The organism is Lysobacter korlensis, from assembly GCF_042434515.1.
Genome location: NZ_JBHLTG010000001.1, coordinates 1,369,571 through 1,395,403, shown reverse-complemented (window position 1 = coordinate 1,395,403; position 25,833 = coordinate 1,369,571). Strand labels below are relative to the sequence as shown.

Here is a 25,833-nt window from a genome sequence, read left to right as displayed (position 1 = left end):
TTTGCTGCGGCAGCTGCTGCGATTACAGGCGGCGGATGATCGCGTCCGCGAACGACGTCGTATTGCCGCTGCCACCAAGATCCGGCGTCAGCGAATCCTTCTCTTCGAGCGTCGTGATGATCGCCTTGCGCAGGCGTTCTGCCTGCTCCGGCATCGCGAGGTGGTCGAGCATCTGGGCAGCGCCCAGCAGAAGCGCGCACGGGTTCGCCTTCCCCTGGCCCGCGATATCCGGCGCGGTGCCGTGGACCGCTTCGAAGATCGCCGCATCGGTACCGATATTCGCGCCCGGCGCGAGGCCGAGACCGCCGACGAGGCCGGCGCACAGGTCGGAGATGATGTCGCCGAACAAGTTCGTCGTCACGATGATGTCGAACTGCTCGGGCTTCATGACCAGCTGCATGCAGCAGTTGTCGACGATCATCTCGTTGCACTCGATGTCCGGGTACTCCTGCGCGACCGTGCGGGCGGTGCGAAGGAACAGGCCCGACGTCGACTTCAGGATGTTTGCCTTGTGGACGACGGTGACCTTCTTGCGGCCGGTGCGACGCGCCAGCTCGAATGCGTAGCGAACGATGCGCTCGGAGCCGCGGCGGGTGACCTTCTGCTGCAGAACGGCCGTCTCGCCGTCTTCGCTCAGCGACTGGCCTTCGCCGATGTACGCGCCTTCGGTGTTCTCGCGCACGGTGACGAGGTCCACGCCCGACGGGAAGCGCGACTTGGTGTTCGGGAACGACTTCGCGGGACGCACGTTTGCGTAGAGGTCGAAGCGCTTGCGCAGCTCGACGTTGATCGACGAGAAACCTTCGCCGACCGGCGTGGTCAGCGGGCTCTTGAGCGCGATGCGGTTGGTGCGGATCGATTCTAGCGTCGAGGCCGGCAGCAGCTCGCCGTGCTTTTCGAGCGCGACCAGTCCGGCGTCAGCGAACTCGTACTGCAGGCCGACGTTCATCGCGTCGAGCACGCGAAGGGTGGCGTCCATGATTTCCGGGCCGATGCCGTCGCCGCGGATCACCGTAATGGTCTGGGTCATAGGAGAATTCCGACTGATGGGCGCGCGTATGGCGGCCGCGCCGTGAAGAGAACCGCCGAATTATGCCGGAAGCGGCCGCCCGCTTGCTGGCACGCGGTCGCGTTTCGGCTGCGAGCGGACCGTTCGCGCAACGCAAACGGCCCGCAGCAGGTGGCAGCTCGCCTGTGCAACTCAGCCGTGGTCGTGATTGACCGGTGCCGAGGCCTCGCCCTGCTCGAGCCGATCGAGGAAATCGACCGCGCGGCGCATGTGCGGAATGACGATCGAGCCGCCGACGACGAGCCCGACCGAGAATGCCTCGAACATTTCCGCGCGGTTGACCCCGGCTTCCTTGCACTGGGCGATGTGGTAGCTGATGCAATCGTCGCAGCGCAGCACCATCGACGCGACGAGCCCGAGCAGCTCCTTGGTCTTGAGGTCGAGCGCGCCCGGCTGGTAGGTCTGGGTGTCGAGCGCGAAAAAGCGCCGGACGACCTGGTTCGGCTCGGCGAGGATGCGCTCGTTCATGCGCTTGCGGAACGCGGTGAACTCCGCGACGCGATCGCTCTCGGCCTGTGCCGACGCCGGAGCGCCGGCCTGGTCGTTCGTGCTCATGCGCGCGGCGCCTCACCGGCCAGCAATGGCTCGAGACCGCCAGCGCGATGCAGCGCGATCATGTCGTCATAGCCGCCGACATGGACGTCGCCGACGAAGATCTGCGGCACGCTCGTGCGCTTGGTCAGGGCCTGCATGCGGCTGCGCTCGCCCGGGTCGAGGTCGATGCGCACTTCGGTCCAGGTCTGGCCCTTGCTCTTCAGGAAGTTCTTCGCGGCGATGCAGTACGGGCAGACGGCCGTGGTGTACATCGTGATCGGGGGCGAGGTCTGTGGTGAATCGCTCAAGGTCATGCTCCGAAGGGAAACTCGTGGAAGGCGGTGTGGTCTAAGCCAGCTGTGGTCGAATATGGGACCGGCGACGCAGGTTTTCCATTCTCGCATCCGGCCCGCCGCCGGGCAGTCTGGCCGGACGGGCTTAAACAGCCGTTCACGCGCACCGCCGCAATTTGCACTGTCCGCTCCGCCTGCCCTGCCTGCCGAGGAATACCGACTTGCGCCGCATCGCCCTGCTGTCCGCCGCTGTCACGGTCCTCCTCGCCGCGCCCTGCCTGCCTGCGCAGGAGCCGCGCCTGCCCGACATCGGATCGTCTGCCGGTGAGCTGCTGAGCCCGACCCAGCAGGGGCGCTACGGCGGAATGCTGCTCGCGCAGCTGCGGCACTACGACTATGTCCTCGAGGACCCGCTGATCGATAGCTGGATCGACACGCTGGGCTCGCGGCTTGCTGCGAACAGCGACCAGCCACGGCAGCCGTTCACGTTCTTCATGCTGCGCCAGCGTGAGATCAACGCATTCGCGACCCTGGGCGGTTACATCGGCATGAATGCGGGCCTCGTGCTGGCGGCCGATCGCGAGGACGAGGTGGCCGCCGTGCTGTCACACGAGATCGCGCACGTCACCCAGGACCACGTGCTGCGCGCGGTCGAACGCGCCCAGCGTGACCAGCTGCCGATCCTGCTGGCGATGCTCGGGGCGATCGTGATCGCGCAATCGGCAGGCGGTAACTCCAGCGACGACGCGGCGCAGGCGGCGATCGTCTCGGCGATGGGGCTGGCCCAGCAGCGGCAGATCGACTACACGCGTTCAAGTGAATCGGAGGCCGACCGCGTCGGCATCCAGACGCTCTCGCGCAGCCGGTACGACGTGGACGCCATGGCGGGGTTCTTTTCGACGTTGCAGGCGCGCTCGCGCACGAACGCGGCCAACTGGTTCGGTGAAACGCCGGACTACCTGCGCACGCACCCGGTCACGACCACGCGTATCAGCGAGGCGAAGGAACGCGCCGAACAGATCGCGAGAACGCCGCAGAATCTGGTGGATGCCGGCGGGCTCGGGGATAACCCACTGCTGCCGGGCGGTTTCCAGGTCGGCGGCAAGGCGGCCGCGGGCGGAACCGGGCAATTCGCATTTGCACGTGAACGCCTGCGCGTGCTGACCGCCGAGACGCCCGCGCTGGCGCTGAAGGAGTACGAGCGGATTTCCAAAGCGGCGCCGCTCGATGATGCGCAGCGCTACGGCCAGGCTGTTGCGCGGCTGCAGGCTAACCAGTCCGTCGCCGCCGCGGATGCGTTGGCCGAGCTGCTCGAAAAACATCCGGGCGACCGCTGGATCACGCTTGCGCTTGCCGAAGCCGAGGCCCGCAGCGGCAAGGCCGCTTCGGCCGATGCCCGCCTGGAAGAACTGCTGCGGCACAACCCGCGCAACCGCGCGATCGCGCTGACGTACGCGCGCATCCTCGGCGAGCGCAACACCCCCGCCTCGGGCCAACGCGCCCAGGCAGTTTTGCGCCCGCTGCTCGCCGAGGCGGGTGACGATGCGTTGTTCCAGCGAACATTCGCGCGGGCGAGCGAAATCGCCGGTGACCCGGTGCGCGCCGGCGAAGCCTATGCGGAGGCCGCCTACCTCAGCGGTCGACCCGAACAGGCGCTGCTGCAGCTCAACACGCTCAAACAGCGGCCGCAGCTGGACTACTACGCACGTGCACGCATCGAAGCGCGCATCGCGGCGATCACGCCAACCGTGCTCGAGCTAAAGCGACAGGGGATCCGCGACGAGGACCTTCGTCGCAACTGAGCAGGCGTGGCGCCGGGCCCGAGAGTGTGACGATGTCACTGCGCCGTCATAAATCGGTAGTGTACTGACGCGGCTGCAGTGATCCCCCAGCCCATCCGGTGACATGTGCTCAAGCGCATCCTGATCGTTGAAGACGAACCGGCCATCCGCGACATGGTGGCGTTTGCCCTGCGCAAGGGCGAGTACGACCCGGTGCATGCGGCCGATGGCCGCGAGGCTCAGGCTGCGATCGCCGACCGCGTGCCCGACCTCATCCTGCTCGACTGGATGCTGCCCGGCACCAGCGGCCTGGAGCTGGCCCGCCGCTGGCGCCGCGAATCGCTGACGCGTGAGATCCCGATCATCATGCTTACCGCGCGCGGCGAGGAGAACGACCGCGTTGGTGGCCTGGAGGCAGGCGTCGACGATTACGTCGTCAAGCCGTTCTCCGCTCGCGAGCTGCTGGCGCGTATCCGGGCCGTGCTGCGTCGCTCGCGTGATGATGACGAAGACGGCAGCGTGTCTGTGGGTCCGCTGCGGATCGACGGCGCCGCGCACCGCGTGTTCGCCCACGTCGACGGCAGCGACCAGCCGGTGCAGATCGGCCCGACCGAATACCGGCTGCTGCACTTCTTCATGACGCATCCCGAGCGCGTCTACTCACGCACCCAGCTGCTCGACCATGTCTGGGGCGGCAGCGTGTATGTGGAAGAACGCACGGTCGACGTGCACATCCGCCGCCTGCGCAAGACGTTGGAGCCGCACGCCATCGACGGCATGGTGCAGACCGTGCGCGGCGCCGGCTACCGCTTCTCGGCGTCCCTCGAAGGCTGAAGCGCCCCCCCGTCCTGCCCGGCGGGCCTGCGCTGACGCCGGTGTCTCTCCCGCCCTAGACTCGACCGATGCCGCACCGCACCCGCAACGCATGGTTCCGCACGCTGGCGCAGTTGATCGCGGTGTTGGCGATCGCGGCCGCAATCGGCGTGATGAGCGGGTATCCGTGGCCGATCGTGACATTCGCCGCGCTCGGCGTAGTGGGCTGGCATTACTGGCGCCTGCGCGGTGTGCTGCTGCGGCTGACCGCACGCCAGCGGCTGGCACCGCCGCTTGGTGATGGGGTCTGGAACGAGCTCGATCGCCTGCTCTACCGCGGCCAGGCCGAGATGCGTGGGCGCAAGCGCCGGCTCATCGAAATGCTGCGCGCCTACCGCGCCGCCGCGGCCGCCCTGCCCGACGCGATCGTCGTCGTCGACCGCACTACCCAGCGCGTGCAGTGGTTCAACGAGGCCAGTGGTGCACTGCTGGGCCTGCAGTATCCGAGTGACATCGGGGCGCCGCTGGTCGCGAGGCTGCATCCCTTGCCGCTCGCGCACTGGCTTGCCGCAGGGCGTCATGCCGAGCCGATTGAAGCGCGCTCGCCGGTCAATCCGGCGGTCACGCTGACGCTGCGTTTGATCCCGTATTCCGACGAGCTGTGGATGCTGGTGGCGCGCGACGTCACGCGGCTGCTGCTGCTGGAACAGATGCGCCGGGACTTCGTGGCGAACGTCTCGCACGAGCTGCGCACGCCGCTCACGGTCGTGCACGGCTACCTCGACATGCTCGATCCGGCGGACAACCCCGATTGGGCGCCGATGCTCGCTGAAATGCAGCGCCAGTCGCAGCGCATGACCCAGCTCGTCGAAGACCTGCTGATGCTTTCGCGGCTGGAATCGCAGGACAGCCTGCCGGTCGAGGAGACGGTCGCGATGGCGCCGATGCTGGCTGCGCTGAGGCGCGAAGCGACCGCACTCAGTCAGAACCGCCACAAGATCACCGTCGAGGACGACGCGAGTGTGGATCTATGGGGCTCGCACCGCGAACTGCACAGCGCGTTCTCCAACCTCGTCAGCAACGCGATCCGTTACACGCCTGCGGGCGGCTCGATCCGCATCCGGTTTCGCCGCGATGGCAAAGGCGCTGCGCTCGAGGTGGTCGACAGCGGCTACGGCATCCCGGCCGCGCACCTGCCACGCGTGACCGAGCGCTTCTATCGCGTGTCGACCAGCCGTTCACGTGAGAGTGGCGGCACCGGGCTCGGCCTTTCGATCGTGAAGCACGTACTGAACCTGCACCAGGCCCGGCTCGGCATCGCAAGCGAAGTCGGTCGCGGCAGCACGTTCTCCTGCCACTTCAGCGCCGAGCGGCTACGATCGCGGGAACAATACGTACAGCCTGCATGAATACCTCCAGCGACCCGCGCACCACGCTCATCATCCCCACGCCGGAAACGGGCGACTCGCCGCCGGACGACCCGCTGCGCAGCCCGTCGCTGTACTTCAACCGCGAACTGTCGCAACTGGACTTCAATTTCCGTGTGCTCGCACACGCGCAGGACGAGCGCGTGCCGCTGCTCGAGCGGCTGAAATACCTGTGCATCAGCTGCACGAACCTCGATGAGTTCTTCGAAATCCGCGCGGGTACGCTGCGCCACGCGCAGGACCTCGGCTTCGGACCCGGCGCGGACGGACTGGCGCCGTCCACGGTGCTGGCGCGCATCCACGACCGGGCCGCGGAGCTTGTAAGCGCGCAGTACGACTGCTGGAACCGCGTGCTGCGCCCGGCGCTCGCCGAGGCCGGCATCCGAGTGATGGGGCGCGACCGCTGGAACGAGGCGCAGACGCAGTGGCTGCGGGATTACTTCCGCGACGAGATCATGCCGGTGCTGTCGCCGCTGGGTCTGGATCCGGCGCATCCGTTCCCGAAGATCCTCAACAAGTCGCTCAACATCGTCGTCGTGCTCGAGGGTCGTGATGCGTTTGGCCGCGCGGGCCATCTCGCCGTCGTGCGTGCGCCCCGGTCACTGCCACGCATCATCCAGGTGCCGGAGGAGATTTCCGGCGGGCCGAACGACTTCGTATTCCTGTCGGCAATGCTCGCCTCGTTCGTCGACGACCTGTTTCCGGGCATGCAGGTCAAGGGCGCGTACCAGTTCCGCGTCACGCGCAATTCCGAGCTGCTGGTCGACGAGGAAGAAGTCGACAACATCGCGCTCGCGCTGCGCGACGAGCTGGCCGGGCGCGGCTACCTGCGCGCGGTGCGGCTGGAGATCGCCGAACAGTGCCCGCCTGCGATCGTGCAGGCATTGCTGCACAACTTTGATCTGACCGAAAACGCGGTCTATCGCATCAACGGCCCCGTCAACCTCAGCCGTGTTCAGCAGATCTACGACCTCGTGCAGCGGCCGGAGCTCAAGTTTCCGCCGTATACGCCGCGCGTGCCGAAGGGCCTGGACACGATGTTCAAGACCGTCGCCGAGAACGACATGCTGCTGCACCACCCGTTCGACTCGTTCGCGCCGGTGCTCGAGCTGCTGAAGCAGGCCGCGGAAGACCCGAACGTGCTCGCGATCAAGCAGACGCTGTATCGCGCCGGCAAGGACTCGCCGATCGTGGAGCAGCTCGTGCAGGCTGCACGCAACGGCAAGGACGTGACCGTGGTCGTCGAGCTGCGCGCGCGCTTTGACGAGGAAGCGAACCTCGGACTGGCCGACCGGCTGCAGGAGGCCGGTGTGCAGGTCGTCTACGGCGTGGTCGGCTACAAGACGCACGCGAAGATGATGCTGATCGTGCGCCGCGAAGGTCAGAAGCTGCGCCGCTACGTGCACCTCGGCACCGGCAACTACCATTCCGGCACCGCGCGCGTTTACACCGATTTCGGCCTGATCAGCGCGGACCCGCGCATTGGCCACGACGTGCACCTGATCTTCCAGCAGCTGTCGGGCCTGGCGCCGTCGCTGAAACTCGAATGTCTGCTGCAGTCGCCCTTCACACTCCATGCCGGGGTGCTGGCGCGCATCGCCCGCGAGGCTGCGCATGCGCGGGCGGGCCGGCCCGCTCGCATCATCGCCAAAATGAATGCGCTCAACGAGCCGCAGGTGATCCGCGCGCTCTACGACGCGTCACAGGCGGGCGTGCAGGTCGACCTGATCGTGCGTGGGGCCTGCACGCTGCGGCCGGGGGTGCCAGGCGTTTCGGACAACATCCGGGTGCGATCGATCGTCGGGCGCTTCCTCGAGCACCATCGCGTGTACTGGTTCGCCAATGGCGAGGCGCCGGAGCTGTTCTGTTCGAGCGCGGACTGGCTGGAACGCAACCTGCTACGCCGCATCGAGACCGGCTTTCCGATCCTGGACCTGCATGCCGCCGAGCGTGTGTTCGACGAGGCGTTGAAGAACCACCTCGCCGACAACGTCAACGCATGGACGCTCGGCGCTGATGGGCACTACACGGCCATTCGCCCCGCCGACGGGGAGACGCCGCACTCCGCACAGGGTTCGCTGTTGGCCCGCATCTGCGGATAACGGATCATTTCCCCATGAATGGATTACTGCACACCGCGCGGCTTCCGCTGCAGGACGGCGACCTGCTGGCCGCCGTCGACCTGGGCTCGAACAGTTTCCACATGGTGGTGGCGCGTTACGTGCTGGGCCAGCTGCGGGTGGTTGATCGCATCAAGGAATCGGTGCGCCTTGCCGAAGGGCTCGATGCGCGCGGCGGGTTGGACCCGGTCGTGCGCGACCGCGCGCTCGAGTGTCTTGCGCGGTTCGGCCAGCGCGTGCGCGATATCCCGGCGCAGCGCGTGCGCGCGATCGCGACCAATTCGGTGCGCAGGCTGGCGGCGCCGCACGCGTTCCTGATGCCGGCTGAAAGCGCGCTCGGCCACGCGATCGAAATCGTCGCGGGCCGCGAAGAGGCGCGCCTGATCTACCTCGGCGTCGCGCACGCACAGCCGCCCAAGCCCGGTGAGCTGCGGCTGGTGATCGACATCGGCGGCGGCTCGACCGAATGCATCATCGGCTCGGGTTTCGAAGCGATCGAACGCGAGAGCGTGCAGCTGGGCTGCGTTGCGACGACGCGCCGGTTCTTCGATGACGGAAAACTCTCGCCCAAACGATGGCAGGAGGCGCTGGCTGAAGTCGCCACACAATTCCAGCAGTTCGCAAGCGGCTACCGGGCGCTGGGCTGGACCGAGGAGCTGGGCTCGTCGGGCACGATCAAGGCGATCGGTGGCATCTGCGCCGAACTCAAGCTCACCAAGGGCGCGGTCAGCGCCGACGCGCTTCCGGTCGTGCGCGACCGGCTGCTGCAGGCGTCGCACATCGACGACATCGACCTGCCGGGCCTGTCGGACGAGCGTCGCCCTGTGATCGCGGGCGGCATCCTGGTGCTCGAGGCGGCATTCGAGGCGCTGGGGCTCAATCGCATGCAGGTCAGCAAGGCCGCGATGCGCGAGGGCGTGCTGTACGACATGGTCGACCGCGGCAGCTCGCTGGACCCGCGCGAAACCGCGGTCGAGGCGATGATGGTGCGCTATGGCATCGACCGGACCCAGGCCGCTCGTGTCGAGGCCACCGCGTTGCGGCTGTTCGACCAGGTGGCGGTGCCGTGGTCGCTCGATGCGGACGACCGGCTGATGCTGTCGCGCGCGGCGCGCCTGCATGAGCTCGGACTTGCGATCGCGCACAGCAAGTACCACGTGCATGGCGCGTACGTGATCGAGCAGTCGGACATCGCTGGATTTTCGCGCCAGCAGCAGCAGTTCCTCGCCGCGCTGGTCCGCACGCACCGGCGCACGATTCCGAAATCGCCGTTCGAAGCGCTGCCCGATCGGCTGATGGCCCAGGTCCGACGCAGCACCGTGCTGCTTCGGCTCGCCGTGCTGCTGCACCGCGCGCATGAGGGCGATCCGATTCCCCAGCTGGATGCGCGGGCCGACGGAGACACACTCACGGTGACGCTGGCGCGGCGGTGGCTCGATGCACGTCCGCTGCTGAAAGCCGACCTGTTCTGCGAACCGGAGATGGTTGAACGCATCGGGATCACGCTGGCGTTCGAGACCGCGTGAGCCACAGCCATCCTGGCGGCCGGTTGCAGCCGGCGGCGCGCGTCATGCCCCGGTAGCCCCTCAGACACTGCCCGTGGCTGCGCAACTGCATGCATCCGGACCCGGGCTGCCATGAAACCGATGCACTGGCGGCGCCATCTCGGGCTGCGCGACATCGGCTGGTGTCTGCGCGCAAACCGCTCGTGCTCCGGTACCCGTGCACGGCCTTACTTCGCCGTGGTCAGCCGCCTTGGCGATGGCGCGGCCTGGTAGGTGCTGATGGCCGCGCTGTTGGTGCTGGGCGGGATCAGCGGGCTGATCGCCTCGGTGCACCGGGGATGACGGGCGCGATCGCGCTGGCGCCGTAGCGGGTGCTCAAACGCCATACGCAGCGGCCGCGTCGCTTCGTGTTGAGCCGCGCATCCGTGCACCGGTCGCGCCGCTCGACGAGTTCAGTTTTCCGTCCGACCACACGCTGCACGCGGTCGCGTTCAGCCTGGTCGCAATCACGCACTACCCGGCGCTGGCCTGGTTGCTGCTGCCATTCACCGCGAGCGTGGCTGCGTCCCGCGTCGTGTTGGGCCTGCACTACCCGGGCGATGTGCTCGCGACGACGGTGCTCGGGGCGGCGCTTACGGGGGGTTTCGCTGTGGATCTAGCCGTTCGCGGGTTGATTTCGAAACCGATCCCGCGCGCTTCCATGCTTCTCGTCGACCGACAGCGCGCGCGGCGGCGATACCGGACGGTGGGCCGCCGGCATCCAAGTGCGTAGGCTATGGCGATGAACTATCGCCACGCCTTCCATGCCGGTAACCATGCCGACGTCCTCAAGCACGTCGCACTGCTGGCCATCTGCGATGCGCTGACCGCCAAGCCTACCCCGCTGTTCGCGCTGGACACCCACGCAGGACGCGGGCTCTACGCGCTCGACAGCAACTCCGCCCTGCGCACCGCGGAGGCCGAGGGTGGCATCAGCCGGCTGTTCGCGGAGGCGCCGAAGCACCCGGCCATTGCGCGTTACCTCGCCGCAGTGCGCGCCTGTCGCGGCGAGCACGGGCAGGCGAGCTATCCGGGCTCACCATGGCTGCTGGCCCATGCCCTCCGCCCCGACGACCGCATCGCGGCGTGTGAACTGCTTCCCGAAGAAGCCGGCCAGCTGGCGGCGAATTTCGAGCAGGACCCCCGCGTGGCCGCGCACGCCCGCGACGGCTATGCCGCGATGAGGGCGCTGCTTCCGCCGCGCATCGGCGAAGTGCGCTACAACCGCGGCCTGGTGCTGATCGACCCGCCGTACGAGGCGCAGCTCGAAGAGCTCGACACCGCGATCGGCGCGCTGCGGGAGGGCCTGACGCGCTGGCCGCAGGGCACGTTCGCACTGTGGTATCCGATCAAGCTGCGCCGATCGCTGCAGCCGTTTTACCGCCGTGCCCATGCCCTGCCGGCGAAATCGGCGTTCGTCGCCGAGTTGCTGGTGCGCGCGGACGACTCGCCGCTGCGCATGAACGGCAGCGGGCTGCTGCTGCTCAACGCGCCGTGGCGGCTGGACGAGACGCTGCGTTCGGCACTGCCGCTGCTCGCCCGCGCGCTAGGCGAAAACGGCGCGTCGTGGCGGGTGGACTGGCTGAAGCAGCCGAGCTGATCCGCGGCCGCGGCGGCGTTGGCCCACTAGGCAATGGCCGAGTCGTTGACCTGACGCGCTGACCGGGCGCACCTGTCAGGCGCGTGAGCGGCAAGGCCCGCCCCGTACGCGGGCCTGTCGCTGCAGGAATCCGCTGCACACCGGGCATGCAACGGCCTTGTGCGAAACTCGCGCCCTCATTTCAGCCTCAAGCGCCCATGCCCGCAGCCAGCCTTCTCGCACTGATCGACGACATCGCCACGATCCTCGACGACGTGGCGGTCATGACCAAAGTGGCCACCAAGAAGACCGCCGGCGTGCTCGGCGACGACCTCGCGCTGAACGCGCAGCAGGTCTCGGGCATCCGCGCCGATCGCGAGCTGCCGGTCGTCTGGGCGGTGGCGAAAGGCTCGCTGGTCAACAAGGCCATCCTGGTGCCGGCCGCGTTGCTGATCAGCACGCTTGCGCCTTGGGCGGTCATCCCGCTGATGATCATCGGCGGCGCGTTCCTGTGCTACGAGGGCGTCGAGAAACTCGCGCACAAGCTGCTGCACAGCAAATCCGAGGACGTGGCCGGCCATGCAGCCCACCTGCAGGCCGTGGCCGACGAAAGCGTCGACATGGTCGCGTTCGAGAAGACCAAGATCAAAGGCGCGATCCGCACCGACTTCATCCTGTCGGCCGAGATCATCGTGATCACGCTCGGCACCGTCGCCGCGCAGCCATTCATGAGCCGGCTCGCGGTGCTGGTGTCGATCTCGCTGATCATGACCGTCGGCGTGTACGGGCTGGTCGGTGGCATCGTCAAACTCGACGACCTGGGCCTGGCGATGACCCGGCGTAACGACGGCGGCAGCCGCGCGATCGGCGCCGCGATCCTGCGCACCGCGCCGTTGCTGATGAAGTTCCTGTCGATCGCGGGCACGGCCGCGATGTTCCTGGTCGGCGGCGGCATCCTCGTCCACGGCATCCCGGTGCTCGAGCACTTCATCGAGCCCTACAAGGGCGGGTTCACCGGCACGCTGCTGTCGATGCTGTTCGATGCCGCGGTCGGCATTGCGCTGGGCATCGCGGTGCTGCTGGTCGTGCAGGGCATCAAGAAGCTACGCGGGCGTCACTGAGCCCTCGGCGTCGACTTCATCGCTGGGGTCACGGGATTACCGAACCGGGGCGTGGACTGTCGCACGCTCGATAACGGCGCGAGTCGCCCCCGCTGCGACGCAGGCAGTTGCTCCCGGCCGAGAGGCCGGGAAGCGCCCATCAACCGATCACCAGCACGTTCTGCGCGACCGCGCCGAGCACGCCTGCGCCGACCACGATCCCCGCCACCGGCCAGTGCCAACGCGTCAGGCCGACGTACACCACCACCGCGATCACCAGCGCGAACACCACTGCCGGGATTTCCTGCCCCGTCAGCAGCGCCCCACCGAACCACAGCGCCAGGTGCGCGATCACGCCGACCACCGCGGCGGTAACCGCCGACAGCGCGGCCGCGATCGCGCCGGTTTCGCCGATGCGGTCGATCCACGGTGCAAACGTCAGCACGAACAGGAAACTCGGCAGGAACGTCGCCCATAGCGTCACCGCCGTGCACAGCAGTGCCGACGCGAGCGGGGTCGCGAGGTCGGGATGCTGCCAGCCGCCGACGAAGCCCACGAACTCCAGCACGAGCACGAGCGGCCCCGGCGTCGTCTCGGCCAAGCCCAACCCGGCCATCATCTGGCCCGCGTCGAGCCAGCCGTGCGACTGCACCGCCTGCTCGGCGACGTATGGCAGCACGGCGTAGGCCCCGCCGAACGTGACCAGCGCGGCCTTGCTGAAGAACAGGCCCATCGCGAAGGCCGTGCTGTCGACGCCCGGCCATGCCGCCAGCGCGAGCAGCGGCAGCCACCAGGCGAGCAGCAGCGCCGTAGCCACGCGCGCCATTCGCGCAAACCCGGCGCGTCGATCCGCCGGCGGCGGCATCGATTCCGACGCCGCGGCGGGCGCGCCATGCCGGGCCGGCGGCGCAAGCCAACCCGGGCGCCAGCGATGCGCGGCAAGCCCGGCCAGCGCGGCGCCGAGTATCAGCAGCGGAAACGGCAGCGGCGTGAACGCGATCAGCAGCAGCGCGGCCAGCGCGAGCACCAACGCGAACGGTGTCTTCAGCACCCGCCCGCCGATCTTGCGCGCCGCGTGGGCAATGATGCCCAGCACCGCGGCCTGCAGCGCGAACACGATGCCCACCGCAACCGGCGACTCGCCGAAACGCAGGTACAACCAGCTCAGCAGAGCCAGCAGCACTGCGGCCGGCAGCACGAACAGTGCCCCTGCAACCAGGCCGCCGCGCATGCCGTGCAACCGCCAGCCCAGCCATGCGGCCAGCTGCATCGCCTCCGGGCCGGGCAACAGCATGCAGAAGTTGAGCGCGCGCATGAACGACGTTTCGTCGACCCAACGCCGCTTGTCGACAAGTTCGGAATGCATGACCGCGATCTGGCCGGCCGGGCCGCCAAAGCTGATGCAGCCGAGCACGAACCAGAACCGCAATGCGGACGCGAACGAAGGAGTGGCGATAGCGGATTCAGTCTGCGAGTTCATGACGCACCTTTTTTAGCAGCCTCGCCCGAACGAGCTCGTAGCTGCGGCGGATCAGCGCGCGCAGCTCGCCACTCGCGATGCACGAAGGCACTGGCAACTGCACCCATCGCGCAAGCGCAAGGTACGGAGCGGGAACGAATCCGGGCTGGCCGGCCAGCTCCAGGAACCGCCCGTCCTCGGCTGTGAAGCTGATCGCGCCTGCCTGCGGGCCTTGAACGCACAGCACGCAGAACATCTTGCCGGCTACCGAAAACACGAGATCGTCCTGCCATTTGAGCTGCGCCTCGACAACCGGCCAACGGGTCAGGTCACGCAGTTCGACCTCATCCATGTCGACACCGAATGAAGGAGTGGACACAGGGCAGTGTGCCAACATCGGGAACATGATGGATCGAGCACGACTTCCGCCCTGGCACGAACGCCAGCGCCTTCCGAACGGACGCGAGCTGCTGATCCGGCCGATCAGGCCGGAGGACGCCGAACCGCTGCGCGCCGGCTTCGCACTGCTGCAACCCGAAGAGGTCAGGCAGCGTTTTCTCTACACGATGGGCGAGCTGACACCCGAGATGGCCCAGCGCTTCACGCGGATCAGTCCGCGTAACGAGTTCGCGCTGGTCGCCGCCGAACCGCTGCCCCCGGGCGAAGCGCTGATCGGCGCGGTTGCCCGTATCGCGGTCGACGAGAACGGCCGCGATGGCGAGTTCGCGATTCTCGTCAGCCGCTACGTCGCGAACATGGGTGTTGGCCGTTACCTGATGACGCGGCTCGTCAAATGGGCCCGCGGACGCAGGTTGCAGCGCCTGTACGGCGACGTGCTGGAAAGCAACCAGCCGATGATCTCGCTCGCGGAGTCGATCGGCTTCCTGCGCACGCCGGGCGATGACCCGGGCATGGTGCGGATGGTGCTGGACCTGCGCAATCTGCACTGACGCACGCGATGCGTCGCAGTGATGCAAATAGAAACGCCGCGCCCCGAAAGGCGCGGCGTTTTCATTGAAGCAGCGCCGACGACTCAGACCAGCGTCAGCGTGACGTCGACGTTGCCCCTCGTGGCGTTCGAGTACGGGCATACGTCATGGGCCTGGTCGACCAGCGACTGCGCCTGCTCGCGTGGCAGGCCCGGCAACGCAACTTTCAGCTCCGCTTCGATGCCGAACCCGCCCGGGATCGGGCCGATGCCGACGCTGCCCTCGACACGCGTCTCGGCGGGCAGCGTCACGTTCTCACGGGCAGCCACGTACTTCAGTGCACCCAGGAAACACGCGGAATAACCGGCCGCGAACAGCTGTTCCGGGTTGGTGCCCTCGCCACCCGTACCGCCGAGCTCGCGGGGCGTGGCGAGCTTCGCATCCAGCGCGCCGTCGGATGACACGGCGCGACCGTCGCGGCCGCCGGTCGCCGTCGCCTGGGCGGTGTAGAGCACTTTTTCGATCGACATCGTTGAACTCCTGACAGTTGGAATGAGTGCGTGCGCGGGCTGCGGCGAATCGGTAGGCGCCAGCTCGCCAGCCGTCACCCGGCGCCGGGTCGCGCACCGACCGCAGGGCCTCTGACAGCGGCAAGACGCTCCACGGCGATGCGGCGGCATGCCCGCTGCGGGGTGGCAACCAAGCCGCGCGCCGACGAGCACATGGCGGCCAGACGCGGAGGACGCGAGTACCTGCGAACGCTGCGGGCGCGGCAGCATGGGCGCAATCTAGATAGCGCGCGGTGAAGTTGAAAGCGACGCGTCGCGACGGTGGGTTCCAGCCGCGCAACGCCGGTCCCGCGCGGGCAAGCGTGCTCGGCGCGTGGACGGAAGCCGCGGGGGCATCCCGTAGAATCGGCGCCCCGCACGCCGCCGGCGCCGCGTGCAGCCCCCGCCTGCGAACTGCGATTTCATGCCGAACTCCCCGTTTCCGATTCCCCCGCTTCCACGTGCGGGCCAGCAACGCGCGTGGTGGCGTGCGCCGGCCTCGCCTTCGGCGCTCGCGTTCCACATTGCTGCCGCCGCGAGCGCCCATGCGGGCCCGCTGCTGGTCGTCGCGCGCGACAACCACGCCGCACACCAGCTGGAAACCGACCTGCGCACCCTGCTCGCCTGCGATATGCAGCGCGACGGTCAGGTACCGATGCTGCAGCGCGGCGCCTGGCCGCCGGTGCTGCATTTCCCCGACTGGGAAACGCTGCCGTACGACCAGTTCAGCCCGCACCCCGACCTCGTCAGCCAGCGCCTGGCCGCGCTGCACCGGCTGCCGACACTCGAGCGCGGCGTCGTCGTGGTGCCCGTGCAGACCCTGATGCAGCGCCTGGCGCCGCCGAAGCACGTGGTTGGCGGCAACTTCGACATCCGCGTCGGGCAGACACTCGACCTGGACGCCGAGAAGCGCCGCCTCGAAGCGGCCGGCTACCGCCACGTGCCGCAGGTGCTGGACCCGGGCGATTTCGCCGTGCGTGGCGGCCTGCTCGATGTGTACCCGATGGGCGCCGAGCAGCCGTTCCGAGTCGAGCTGCTGGACGAGGACATCGACACGATCCGGCTGTTCGATCCCGAATCGCAGCGGTCGCTGGAAAAGGTCGATTCGATCCAGCTGCTGCCCGGGCGCGAACTGCCGCTGGACGAGGCGTCGATCAAGCGCGCACTCGACGCGCTGCGTGAGCGCTTCGACGTCGACACCCGCCGCAGCACGCTCTACCAGGATCTCAAGGCCGGCCACGCGCCGGCGGGCGTGGAGTACTACCTGCCGCTGTTCTTCAAGGAAACGGCCACGCTGTTCGACTACCTCGGCTCGAACATGCTGCCGATCATCGGCGATGGCGTGTTCGGGGCTGCCGAGCAGTTCTGGCAACAGACCGGCGAGCGTTACGACCAGCGCCGGCACGACGTCGAGCGCCCGCTGCTGCCGCCCGGCGAGCTGTACCTCTCGCCGGAAGCCCTGCGCGAACGGCTGAACCAGGCCAACCGCGTCGAGGTCTGCGGCGAAGGCCACGTGCAGCTCGAGCGCGCGCATGCGCTCGGCGACCAGCCGGCGCCGCTGCTGCCGGTCGCAGCGCGCGACCAGGCGCCGGCCGAGGCGCTCAAATCCTTTCTGTCGAACTACCCCGGCCGCACCCTGGTCGCCGCGGATTCCGCCGGCCGCCGCGAGGCACTGCTCGAACTGCTGCGCGCCGCCGGGCTGGAACCGCAGGTCGTACCCGACTGGGGTGCGTTCGCCGGCAGTTTCGACACGGGCACGGCCGGCAACGCAGGCGCGCCGGCGCGCGTGGCACGCAACGATGCGACGACCGTGCCCCGCTTCGCGATCGCCGTGGCTCCGCTCGAGGACGGCTTCGCGCTGACCGAGCCGCCGATCGCGGTGCTCACCGAGCGCCAGCTGTTTCCCGAACGCGCAAGCCAGCCGCGCCGCCGCAAGCGCGCCGGCCGCGAGCCCGAGGCGATCATCCGCGACCTCGGCGAGCTGTCCGAGGGTGCGCCGATCGTGCACGAGGACCACGGCGTCGGCCGGTACCGCGGCCTCGTCACGCTCGACGTCGGCGGCACGCCGGGCGAGTTCCTCGACATCGAGTACGCGAAGGGCGACCGCCTCTACGTGCCGGTCTCGCAGCTGCACCTGATCAACCGCTACTCCGGCGCATCCGAAGAAACCGCGCCGCTGCACTCGCTCGGCGGCGAGCAGTGGACCAAGGCCAAGAGAAAGGCCGCGGAGAAAGTCCGTGACGTCGCTGCGGAACTGCTGGAAATCCAGGCCAAGCGACGGGCCCGCGCGGGCCTTGCGATCGACGTCGACCGGGCGATGTACGAGCCGTTCGCGGCGACGTTCCCGTTCGAGGAAACACCCGACCAGGCTTCGGCGATCAGCGCCGTGATCGTCGACCTGCAATCAAGCCAGCCGATGGATCGCGTGGTCTGCGGCGACGTCGGCTTCGGCAAGACCGAAGTCGCGGTGCGCGCGGCGTTCGCCTCGGCGATCGGCGGCAAGCAGGTGGCCGTGCTGGTGCCGACCACGCTGCTGGCCGAGCAGCATTACCGCAACTTCAAGGATCGTTTCGCGGACTGGCCGCTTCGTGTCGAGGTGCTGTCGCGCTTCAAATCGAAAAAGGAGATCGCCGCCGAACTGGAGAAGGTTGCCGAAGGCACGATCGACATCATCGTCGGCACGCACCGGCTGTTGCAGCCGGACGTGAAGTTCAAGGACCTCGGCCTGGTCATCGTCGACGAAGAACAACGCTTCGGCGTGCGGCAGAAAGAGGCGCTGAAGGCACTGCGCGCGAACGTGCATCTGCTCACGCTGACCGCGACGCCGATCCCGCGCACGCTGAACATGGCCATGGCCGGGCTGCGCGATCTGTCGATCATCGCCACGCCGCCCGCGCACCGCCTCGCGGTGCAGACGTTCGTGGTGCCCTGGGACGACGCGCAGCTGCGCGAGGCGTTCCAGCGTGAGCTCGCGCGCGGCGGCCAGGTGTACTTCCTGCACAACGACGTAGAAAGCATCGGCCGCATGCACCGGCAGCTCGAGGAACTGGTGCCCGGCGCGCGCATCGGCGTCGCGCACGGGCAGATGCCCGAACGCGAACTCGAGCGCGTGATGCTCGATTTCCACAAGCAGCGCTTCAACGTGCTGCTGTCGACCACGATCATCGAATCCGGCATCGACATCCCGAACGCGAACACGATCATCATCAACCGCGCGGACAAATTCGGCCTGGCGCAGCTGCACCAGCTGCGCGGCCGCGTCGGCCGCTCGCACCACCGCGCCTATGCGTACCTCGTGATTCCCGACCGCAAGGCGATCACGGAGGACGCGAAGAAACGCCTCGATGCGATCGCCGCGATGGACGAGCTGGGTGCAGGCTTCACGCTGGCCACGCACGACCTCGAGATCCGCGGCGCTGGCGAGCTGCTCGGCGAAGACCAGAGCGGGCAGATGACGGAGGTCGGATTCAGCCTGTACACCGAGCTGCTCGAGCGCGCGGTGCGCTCGATCCGCCGTGGCCAGCTGCCGGACGTCGACCTGCAGGAAGCGCGCGGCGCGGATGTCGAGCTCAGCATTCCCGCACTGATTCCCGACGACTACCTGCCGGACGTGCACACGCGCCTGACGCTCTACAAGCGCATCAGCAGCGCACGCGATGCGGGCGAACTGCGCGAGTTGCAGGTCGAGATGATCGACCGCTTCGGCCTGCTGCCGGACGCCACGAAGAACATGTTCGCGATCGCCGAGCTCAAACAGCAGGCAACCGAGCTCGGCATCCGCAAGCTGGACCTCGGCGAGAAAGGTGGGCGCGTGCAGTTCACCGAAAAGCCCAGCGTGGACCCGATGGCGGTCATCCGCCTGGTGCAGGGGCAGCCGAAGTCGTACCAGATGGACGGGCCGGACAAGCTGCGGATCAAGCTGGACCTGCCGGACGCGGCCGCCCGCCTGAATGCGGCACGCGGCCTGTTCGCCCTACTCGCGAAGGGGTGATACGAAGCTGCAACATCACGCGATATTCACTCTTCCGGGCCCGTGCGCGTCGTATAAACACGCGGTCATCACGCGTTGATCCCGGAGCCGCCGCTTGTCGTCCACCCGAACCCGCCAGCCGTCGCCGGCCGACGCGACGGCCGGCCAGTCGCCGGCGCGCCCGGACCTGCTCGAGGCGCTGGACGCACTCGATGCGTTCGAGCAGTCGCTCGGGACCACGGGCGACGCGCATGAGGTACTAGACGCCGCTGCCGCGCTGACGGTCTCGCTGCTTGCGGCTGATGCGGTGGTGATCGACGCCCGCGACACATGCGCGCTCCCCTCGGTCCCGGCGCCGGTCATCGCCGGCGCGCGAGCCGCCGACGTTGATGCACTGCGCGGAGCGGTGCTCGCGAACGCAGCCGATGCGGACGCACTGGATGTGCGCTTCCGGACAGCCGGTTTTCCCACCGCGAACAGCGTGCCGCTGCGCCGCGACGGTTCGGCCGATGGCACGTTGACGGTGCTGTTCCGCCGCCCACGCTCGCTGGATGCCCAGGACGGCCGCGTGCTGACGTTGTGCGCCCGCATCGTCGCCCGCTTTCTGGACCGGCTCGCGACGCAGGAACGGCTGCGCGAGAGCGAGGACCGTTACTTCAGCCTGATCGACGAAACCAATGCGGCCGTGCTGCAGGCGACGCCCGACGGACGCATCTGCCACGCGAACCGCTATGCGTGCGGGATGTTCGGCTACGACGAAGCCGAACTGCTCGGCATGCACCTGTTCGACATCACCGCCGAAGACAGCCTGGACAGCACGCGCGACGCACTCAAACGCCTGGGCGGCGACGGCCAGGCCGTGGTCTACGAAAAGCGCTACCGCCGCAAGGATGGCTCGCAGCTCTGGGCCAGCTGCAGTGCGAGCGCGCTGGTCGACGCCGGTGGCCAGGTCCAGCGGCTGCTGTCGGTCATCGTCGACCTTGGCGAGCGCCAGCGCTCGGAGGCGCTGCAGCGCGGGCTGCGCGAGGTGCTCGAGCGCGTCGCTGGTGGCGAGCCCACCCCGGAGGTGCTCGGTGAGCTGGTGCACGTGCTCGAACGGGCCTCCAAGCGCGGGCTCGTGGGCGCGATGACGCTGTTCGACGCCAAGAGCGTGCGGCTGCGCACCATCGCTGCCCCTTCGATGCCCGCCGCGTACCACGAGGCGATCGCCAGCGCGGTCAACGGGACCGGCCTGCATCCCGATACCCCCGCAACGACCGCGCTGCTCGAGCGCATCTGCGATTCGCTGTGCCCGATCGCGTCTGAGCACGGGCTGCACGCATGCAAGGCGATTCCGATCGTCTCCAGCCGCGGGCGCACGCTGGGCCTGTTCGTCGCGCACTACCGCGACGACCGCGAACTCGATCGCGCCGACTGCGAACTGCTCGACATCGCCACGCGCACGGCCGCGCTCGCCGTCGAACGCGCGCTGGTCGAACAGGCGCTGCGCGAAAGCGAAAACCGCTTCCGCACGATGGCCGACCACGCCCCAATGATGATCTGGGTGACCGAGTCGGACGGCAGCTGCAGTTACCTCAGCCAGTCGTGGTTCGAGTTCACCGGCATCAGCGCGCTGACGCGGCTGCGCGATAGCTGGCTGGCCTGCATCCACGACGACGACCGCGCACGCGTGCTGACGGTCTATCGCATGGCGCAGGCGCGCCGGCGCCCCGTCCGCGTCGAGTACCGGCTGCGGCGGCACGACGGCCAGTACCGGTGGGTGCTGGACGCCGCCGCGCCGCGCATCGATGAGGACGGCTCGCTGCTCGGCTTCATCGGCTCGGTGCTGGAAATAGACGAACACCGCCGGCGAGAGCGCGACGCGCGCTTCGCTGCGCAGCTGCAATCGGCGCTGGCCCAGCTCGACGATGCGGACGAGATCATGCACGTGGCGGCAGACCGCATCTGCAGGTACTTCAACATCCCCACTCTCGTGTTCGCCGACGTCGAGGAAGACCGCAACCAGGCCACGGTCGTGCACCTGCACGGCGACGCGCGCGTCACCGCGACCCCGCGCACGCTGGCCGACGTGATCGACGACAGCTTCATCGCGCCACTGCAGAGCGGCCATGCGATCACCGTGCACGACGTGGCGACCGACCCGCGCACGACGCCGAGGCTGGACGAATACCGCAAGCGCGACATCGGCGCGGTGCTGATCGTGCCGTTCCCGAGCGGCGGCCGCTGGCGCTTCGTCATGGTGGCGCAGGACACCACGGCGCGGATCTGGCGCGACGACGAGCGTGAGCTGCTGCACGAACTCACCGCACGCGTGCACCTGCGCCTCGAGCGCGCCCGCGCAAACCTCGCGATGCGCCAGAGCCGCGAGCAGTACCGCATGCTGTTCGAGTCGATCGACGAAGGCTTCTGCGTCGTCGAAATGCTGTTCGATGCCGACGGCTGCGCGAACGACTACCGCTTCCTCGAACTCAATCCCGCGTTCGAGCGACACAGCGGCCTGCGCAATGCGCTCGGACGCACGATGCGCGAACTGGTGCCGCAGCATGAGGATCACTGGTTCCGCACGTTCGGCGAAGTTGCCCAGAGCGGCCGCCCGGTGCGTCTGGAAGCGCAGGCGCGCGCGATGCAGCGGTGGCTCGACGTGTATGCATTCCGCATCGGCAATGCGACCGACGGCCGTATCGCGGTGCTGTTCAGTGACATCACCGGCCGCAAGCAGACCGAGGAAGCGCTGCGACGCAACGAGGAAAGGCTGCGGCTGGCGTTGGTAACCGGGCGGCTGGGTTCATGGCAGCTCGACCTTCTGACGATGGACTTCACCTGCACCGCGCTGTGCAAGGCGCACTACGGGCTTTCCTCCGATGCGGCTCTGAACTACGCGCGGCTGTGGGGCGAGCTGGTGCATCCCGACGACCGCGACATGATGCAGAACGAGCTGCGTGCCGCGATCGAACACCACCGCGATTACGAAGCCGAATACCGCGTGGTCTGGCCCGATGGCAGCGTGCACTGGCTGGTCGCGCGTGGCCGCGCCGGCTACGACACGACCGGCCGGGCCGTCGCGGTGGCGGGCGTCACGCTCGACATCACCGAGCGACGCCAGACCGAAGATGCGCTGCGCGATGCCGACCGCCGCAAGGACGAGTTCATCGCGACGCTCGCGCACGAGTTGCGCAACCCGCTCGCCCCGTTGCGTCACTGCCTGCACATCCTGCAGATGGACTCGGCCGGCGCCACCGATACGCCGCGCCTGCACGCGATGATGGACCGGCAGGTGCGCCACCTGGTGCGCCTGGTCGACGACCTGCTCGAGGTATCGCGCATCAGCCGCGGGAAGATCGAGCTGCGGCCGGAGAGCGTCGACCTCGCGCAGGTGATCCACCACGCCGTCGAGACCAGTCGCCCGCTGATCGATGCCGGGCGCCATGCGCTCGAACTCGAACTCGCGCCCCAGCGGCTGATGCTGGATGCCGACCCGATCCGCCTGGCCCAGGTGTTTTCGAACCTGCTCAACAACGCTGCGAAGTACACGCCGCATGGCGGGCGCATCGTGGTGTCGGCCGCGGCGGAAGACGGCGTGGCCGTCGTGCGCGTGCGCGACACCGGCGTCGGTATTCCTGTCGAGATGCTGCCGCGCGTGTTCGACATGTTCAGCCAGGTCGATCATTCGCTGGGCCAGGCGCAGGGCGGTCTCGGCATCGGCCTGACGCTGGTGCGCAGCCTGGTCGAACTGCACGGCGGCACCGTCTGCGCTGCGAGCGCGGGCAAGGGCATGGGCAGCGAATTCACCGTGCGTCTGCCGTTGAGTGTGCTGCCGCAGCCGGTGCAACCGGACACGAGCCTGCGCACAGCCGGACCCGCTGCTGGCGCACAGCGCCTGCTGGTGGTGGACGACAACCGCGAAAGCGCCGATTCGCTCGCGATGTTCCTGCGCCTGTGCGGCAAGGACGTGCACGTGGCCTACGACGGCGAAGCGGGCATCGATGCCGCGGCCAGGCTGCGGCCGGACGCGATGCTGGTCGATATCGGCATGCCGGGGCGCAATGGCCACGACGTCTGCGCGCACATCCGCGCGCAGCCTTGGGGCGATTCGCTTGCGATCTTCGCGGTTACCGGCTGGGGACAGAAGGACGACCGCGAGCGCAGCGAACGCACCGGTTTCGACGCGCATCTCGTAAAGCCGGTCGATCCCGACGCCCTGCTCGCGCTGGTCGACGAGGCCTGCCGCGCACGCCGCGAGCGCACGCCACTGTGAACCGGTCGGCGGGCATCCGGTGCGCGATGTCGCGCACACGGCAATTCATGCATGCGACCGCCGCGCCGCTGCTCGTACTGGCTTACGCCACGCTGGCCACAGCGTGTGCGAGCGCGCCGCGCGCCGAGCCAGACGGTGCAACGTTCGTGATCGTCCGCCACGCGGAAAAAGCCACCGACGATACGCGCGACCCGACGCTGACCGCAGTCGGGCAAGCGCGTGCCGAACGGCTGGCGACGATGCTCGCGGATGCGCGGTTGAAAGCTGTCTACGCAACCGGCTTCCGCCGCACGCAGGCGACGGCGCAGCCTGCGGCCCGTGCACACGGCTTAACCGTCGAGACCTACGACGCGCGATCCGCCCCCGCCGACCTGGCGGCGCAGCTGCGCGCGCGGCATACGGATGGCACTGTGTTGATCGTCGGCCACAGCAATACGGCACCGGCGCTCGCGGCGGCACTGTGCGCATGCCCGGTCGAGCCCATGGCGGAGACCGAGTACGGCATCCACTACCGCCTGCACGCGTCCGCAGCGAGCGAGGCTCCTGCCCGGCTCGAGGTGGCGTCGTGGTGATCCGCGCGTACGGCACGTTCCGGCTCGACGCGGGCTTCCCCGGCTGGGATGGCAGCGAACACGGCGCGCGCTTGCTGCAGAGCGAACTGGCCTCGCAGGTCCAGCTCAGCGACGCGCTGCGGATGCCGCTGCGCACCATTGCCGGCTTCAGCGCGGCCGACACCGACGACGGCCGCGTGCGCGCGGCGGCCGTGCTGCTCGACGTACAGACTCTCGAGCCGCTGCATGCCGAGGTCTGCAAGTTTCCCGCTCCGCTGCCGTATGTGCGCGAACTGCTGGGCTTCCGCGCGCTGCCCGCGATGCTGGAGACCCTGTCGGCGCTGCCGCGCGAGCCCGACCTGGCGATGGTGGAGGGCCACGGCATCGCCCATCCGCGGCGGTGCGGGCTGGCGACGCATTTCGGCCTTGCGAGTGGGCTGCCGACGATCGGCGTTGCACGTGGGCGCCTTGCCGGTGCGTTCGTCGAGCCCGGCCCGCTCGAGGGCGAGGCCTCGCGCCTGCGCGACGGCGACCAGCAGATCGGCTGGGCCGTGCGCACGCGCAGCGAGTCACCGCCGATCTTCGTATCGCCCGGCCATCGTGTCTCGCTTGCGGCCTCGCTCGAGTACAGCCTTCAAATGCAGTGCGGCCACCGGCTGCCCGAGCCGGTGCATCTCGCACGCCGGCTGGCGACGCAGCCGGACGAATGGGCACGGCCGCGGCGGCGTGGCATGCGCGACACGCATTCATCCCGCCTGGTCTAGCCTGTCCACTTGCCGGGATTGAGGCTCCGCATGAAACAGCATTCCGCCCTGTCACTGATGCTGGCCGGCTGCGCGCTTGCAGGCTGCACGAGCGCCGGACCTGCTGGTCAGACCGATCAGGCCAACGCTAGCGCCGGCGCTACCACCGCCGAGACCGTCACTCTCGCCCCGGGGAACGCGGCCCCGCTCCCAGCCGGCGCGCAACTGCGCTTCGTGTCGGTGGAATCGGACTCGCGTTGCCCGCCGCAGGTGCAGTGCATCCACGCCGGCGAAGCGGTGCTGTTGTTCGAACTGAAACCCGGGAATGGCAAGCCCGAGCCGCTGCGCCTGACGACCACACCGCCCGCGGATCGCGTGTCGGTGCGCGGCTGGCAGCTGACGCTGCTCGAACTCGACCGCTCGTCGCCGCCAAAAGCGACCCTTCGGCTCGCGCGCCGAGCTGAATAGGGGCGGTAAAGCCTTTTGCATCAACGCTTTCCGTCGCTTTGTGCCCTGCAGTGTCAGTGCTCCAACGCATTGCGGCCGAGGTCACAAAATTCGACACGAAGCGTTTGTCAACCCCCAAAAAAGGGACTATGTTCAGTCCAGGCCGCACGGTTCCGCGGCCACACGGGGGATTCATGAACAGAGCTTTTTTCAGCCTGCCGATCCTGCTGGCGCTCGCCGCCGGTGCACAGGCCCAGTCATCGCCGGGCGCGGTCGCGTGCCCACAGCTCCCGGCCGACTCCGGCCTGGCTTGGCAGCACAAGGCGACGGCCACATCCGACTTCTGCCGCGCACTCCGCGCTGACGGGTCCGAGGCATTCGGACTGTTCATCGCGAACGAATCGCCATTCCGGCCGCGCCGCCGCGACCAGGCGGAAGAAGCGTCGATCGATGGCCGTCAGGTGCAGTGGTACCGGAGCGAACTGGCCGCACAGCCGGGCATCCAGGCACGCGAGACCCTGATCGAGCTGCCAGGCGGCCGCGTCGCACACGTCTGGGTGCAGGCGAAGTCGGAGCAGCAGTTGAACGAGGCACTCGCGCAGACCACGAACCTGCGCTTCCGGGCTGCCCAGCTCAGCAGCAAGTGATTTCCGGCGGCGGCGGGACCAGTG

General features: G+C 68.4%; 20 protein-coding genes and 1 pseudogene. 15 read left to right on the top strand and 6 right to left on the bottom strand.

Translation table 11 applies throughout. The features are described from left to right. Nucleotides 1-22 precede the first annotated feature (22 nt). From ACFFGH_RS06365 to grxC, 3 genes are all read right to left on the bottom strand, one after another. On the bottom strand, nucleotides 23-1,030 hold the full coding sequence (locus ACFFGH_RS06365) for an isocitrate dehydrogenase (RefSeq protein ID WP_386666012.1): 1,008 nt from the start codon (nucleotides 1,028-1,030) through the stop codon (nucleotides 23-25). A gap of 171 nt (nucleotides 1,031-1,201) precedes the next feature. Then, nucleotides 1,202-1,624, bottom strand: coding sequence for a carboxymuconolactone decarboxylase family protein (locus ACFFGH_RS06360; RefSeq protein WP_386666010.1), 423 nt, complete (start codon nucleotides 1,622-1,624; stop codon nucleotides 1,202-1,204). Beyond that, nucleotides 1,621-1,875, bottom strand: a complete 255-nt coding sequence (grxC, locus tag ACFFGH_RS06355) for a glutaredoxin 3 (protein WP_386667416.1) — start codon at nucleotides 1,873-1,875, stop codon at nucleotides 1,621-1,623. The genes ACFFGH_RS06360 and grxC overlap by 4 nt, the downstream gene beginning before the upstream one ends. Nucleotides 1,876-2,117: 242 nt before the next feature. Here grxC and ACFFGH_RS06350 point away from each other — a divergent pair, with 242 nt between their 5' ends. From ACFFGH_RS06350 to ACFFGH_RS06315, 8 genes and pseudogenes are all read left to right on the top strand, one after another. Next, the gene (locus ACFFGH_RS06350) at nucleotides 2,118-3,698 is read left to right on the top strand and encodes a M48 family metalloprotease (protein WP_386666007.1); all 1,581 of its coding nucleotides are present in this window, start codon (nucleotides 2,118-2,120) and stop codon (nucleotides 3,696-3,698) included. A gap of 105 nt (nucleotides 3,699-3,803) precedes the next feature. Beyond that, nucleotides 3,804-4,511, top strand: coding sequence for a phosphate regulon transcriptional regulator PhoB (phoB, locus tag ACFFGH_RS06345; protein ID WP_386666005.1), 708 nt, complete (start codon nucleotides 3,804-3,806; stop codon nucleotides 4,509-4,511). A gap of 68 nt (nucleotides 4,512-4,579) precedes the next feature. Continuing rightward, nucleotides 4,580-5,899 (top strand): phosphate regulon sensor histidine kinase PhoR, encoded by a 1,320-nt coding sequence (gene phoR, locus ACFFGH_RS06340; protein ID WP_386666003.1) that lies wholly within the window; start codon nucleotides 4,580-4,582, stop codon nucleotides 5,897-5,899. Then, nucleotides 5,896-8,019 carry a polyphosphate kinase 1 gene (gene ppk1 / locus ACFFGH_RS06335; RefSeq protein WP_386666000.1) on the top strand — a complete coding sequence of 708 codons (2,124 nt, stop codon included), beginning with the start codon at nucleotides 5,896-5,898 and terminating at the stop codon, nucleotides 8,017-8,019. Before phoR ends, ppk1 begins: the two co-directional genes overlap by 4 nt. A gap of 14 nt (nucleotides 8,020-8,033) precedes the next feature. After that, nucleotides 8,034-9,563: a Ppx/GppA phosphatase family protein gene (locus ACFFGH_RS06330; RefSeq protein WP_386665998.1), complete on the top strand. Its 1,530-nt coding sequence runs from the start codon at nucleotides 8,034-8,036 to the stop codon at nucleotides 9,561-9,563. A 120-nt stretch (nucleotides 9,564-9,683) separates the two neighbouring features. After that, nucleotides 9,684-10,176 (top strand): annotated as a pseudogene (locus ACFFGH_RS06325) (phosphatase PAP2 family protein); the annotation flags it as partial. A gap of 147 nt (nucleotides 10,177-10,323) precedes the next feature. Beyond that, on the top strand, nucleotides 10,324-11,181 hold the full coding sequence (locus ACFFGH_RS06320) for a 23S rRNA (adenine(2030)-N(6))-methyltransferase RlmJ (protein ID WP_386665995.1): 858 nt from the start codon (nucleotides 10,324-10,326) through the stop codon (nucleotides 11,179-11,181). 197 nt (nucleotides 11,182-11,378) lie between these two features. Next, nucleotides 11,379-12,281 carry a DUF808 domain-containing protein gene (locus ACFFGH_RS06315; RefSeq protein ID WP_386665992.1) on the top strand — a complete coding sequence of 301 codons (903 nt, stop codon included), beginning with the start codon at nucleotides 11,379-11,381 and terminating at the stop codon, nucleotides 12,279-12,281. Nucleotides 12,282-12,420: 139 nt separating this feature from the next. Here the strand turns inward: ACFFGH_RS06315 and chrA are convergent, their stop codons facing one another. Together chrA and ACFFGH_RS06305 are read right to left on the bottom strand one after the other, a co-directional pair. Beyond that, a complete protein-coding gene (gene chrA / locus ACFFGH_RS06310) occupies nucleotides 12,421-13,740 on the bottom strand; it encodes a chromate efflux transporter (protein ID WP_386665988.1) in 1,320 nt (439 codons plus the stop codon). Next, entirely contained in the window at nucleotides 13,724-14,098 is a 375-nt protein-coding gene (locus ACFFGH_RS06305; protein ID WP_386665985.1) for an MmcQ/YjbR family DNA-binding protein, read from the bottom strand. The genes chrA and ACFFGH_RS06305 overlap by 17 nt, the downstream gene beginning before the upstream one ends. Nucleotides 14,099-14,123: 25 nt before the next feature. On the opposite strand from ACFFGH_RS06305, the gene ACFFGH_RS06300 reads away from it, so the two are divergent. Next, entirely contained in the window at nucleotides 14,124-14,669 is a 546-nt protein-coding gene (locus ACFFGH_RS06300) for a GNAT family N-acetyltransferase (RefSeq protein WP_386665982.1), read from the top strand. Between the two features lie 83 nt (nucleotides 14,670-14,752). Here ACFFGH_RS06300 and ACFFGH_RS06295 read toward each other — a convergent pair whose 3' ends face one another. Next, nucleotides 14,753-15,178 carry an organic hydroperoxide resistance protein gene (locus tag ACFFGH_RS06295; protein WP_386665979.1) on the bottom strand — a complete coding sequence of 142 codons (426 nt, stop codon included), beginning with the start codon at nucleotides 15,176-15,178 and terminating at the stop codon, nucleotides 14,753-14,755. A gap of 442 nt (nucleotides 15,179-15,620) precedes the next feature. On the opposite strand from ACFFGH_RS06295, the gene mfd reads away from it, so the two are divergent. From mfd to ACFFGH_RS06265, 6 genes are all read left to right on the top strand, one after another. Beyond that, a complete protein-coding gene (mfd, locus tag ACFFGH_RS06290; RefSeq protein WP_386665977.1) occupies nucleotides 15,621-19,187 on the top strand; it encodes a transcription-repair coupling factor in 3,567 nt (1,188 codons plus the stop codon). A 94-nt stretch (nucleotides 19,188-19,281) separates the two neighbouring features. After that, complete coding sequence (locus ACFFGH_RS06285) at nucleotides 19,282-23,421, top strand: PAS domain S-box protein (RefSeq protein ID WP_386665974.1); 4,140 nt, start codon at nucleotides 19,282-19,284, stop codon at nucleotides 23,419-23,421. 47 nt (nucleotides 23,422-23,468) lie between these two features. Further along, nucleotides 23,469-23,993 (top strand): phosphoglycerate mutase family protein, encoded by a 525-nt coding sequence (locus ACFFGH_RS06280; protein ID WP_386665972.1) that lies wholly within the window; start codon nucleotides 23,469-23,471, stop codon nucleotides 23,991-23,993. Further along, a complete protein-coding gene (locus tag ACFFGH_RS06275; RefSeq protein WP_386665969.1) occupies nucleotides 23,987-24,736 on the top strand; it encodes an endonuclease V in 750 nt (249 codons plus the stop codon). Before ACFFGH_RS06280 ends, ACFFGH_RS06275 begins: the two co-directional genes overlap by 7 nt. 57 nt (nucleotides 24,737-24,793) lie before the next feature. Beyond that, nucleotides 24,794-25,183: a hypothetical protein gene (locus ACFFGH_RS06270; RefSeq protein WP_386665967.1), complete on the top strand. Its 390-nt coding sequence runs from the start codon at nucleotides 24,794-24,796 to the stop codon at nucleotides 25,181-25,183. Nucleotides 25,184-25,356: 173 nt separating this feature from the next. Further along, complete coding sequence (locus tag ACFFGH_RS06265) at nucleotides 25,357-25,809, top strand: hypothetical protein (protein WP_386665964.1); 453 nt, start codon at nucleotides 25,357-25,359, stop codon at nucleotides 25,807-25,809. Nucleotides 25,810-25,833: the final 24 nt, after the last annotated feature.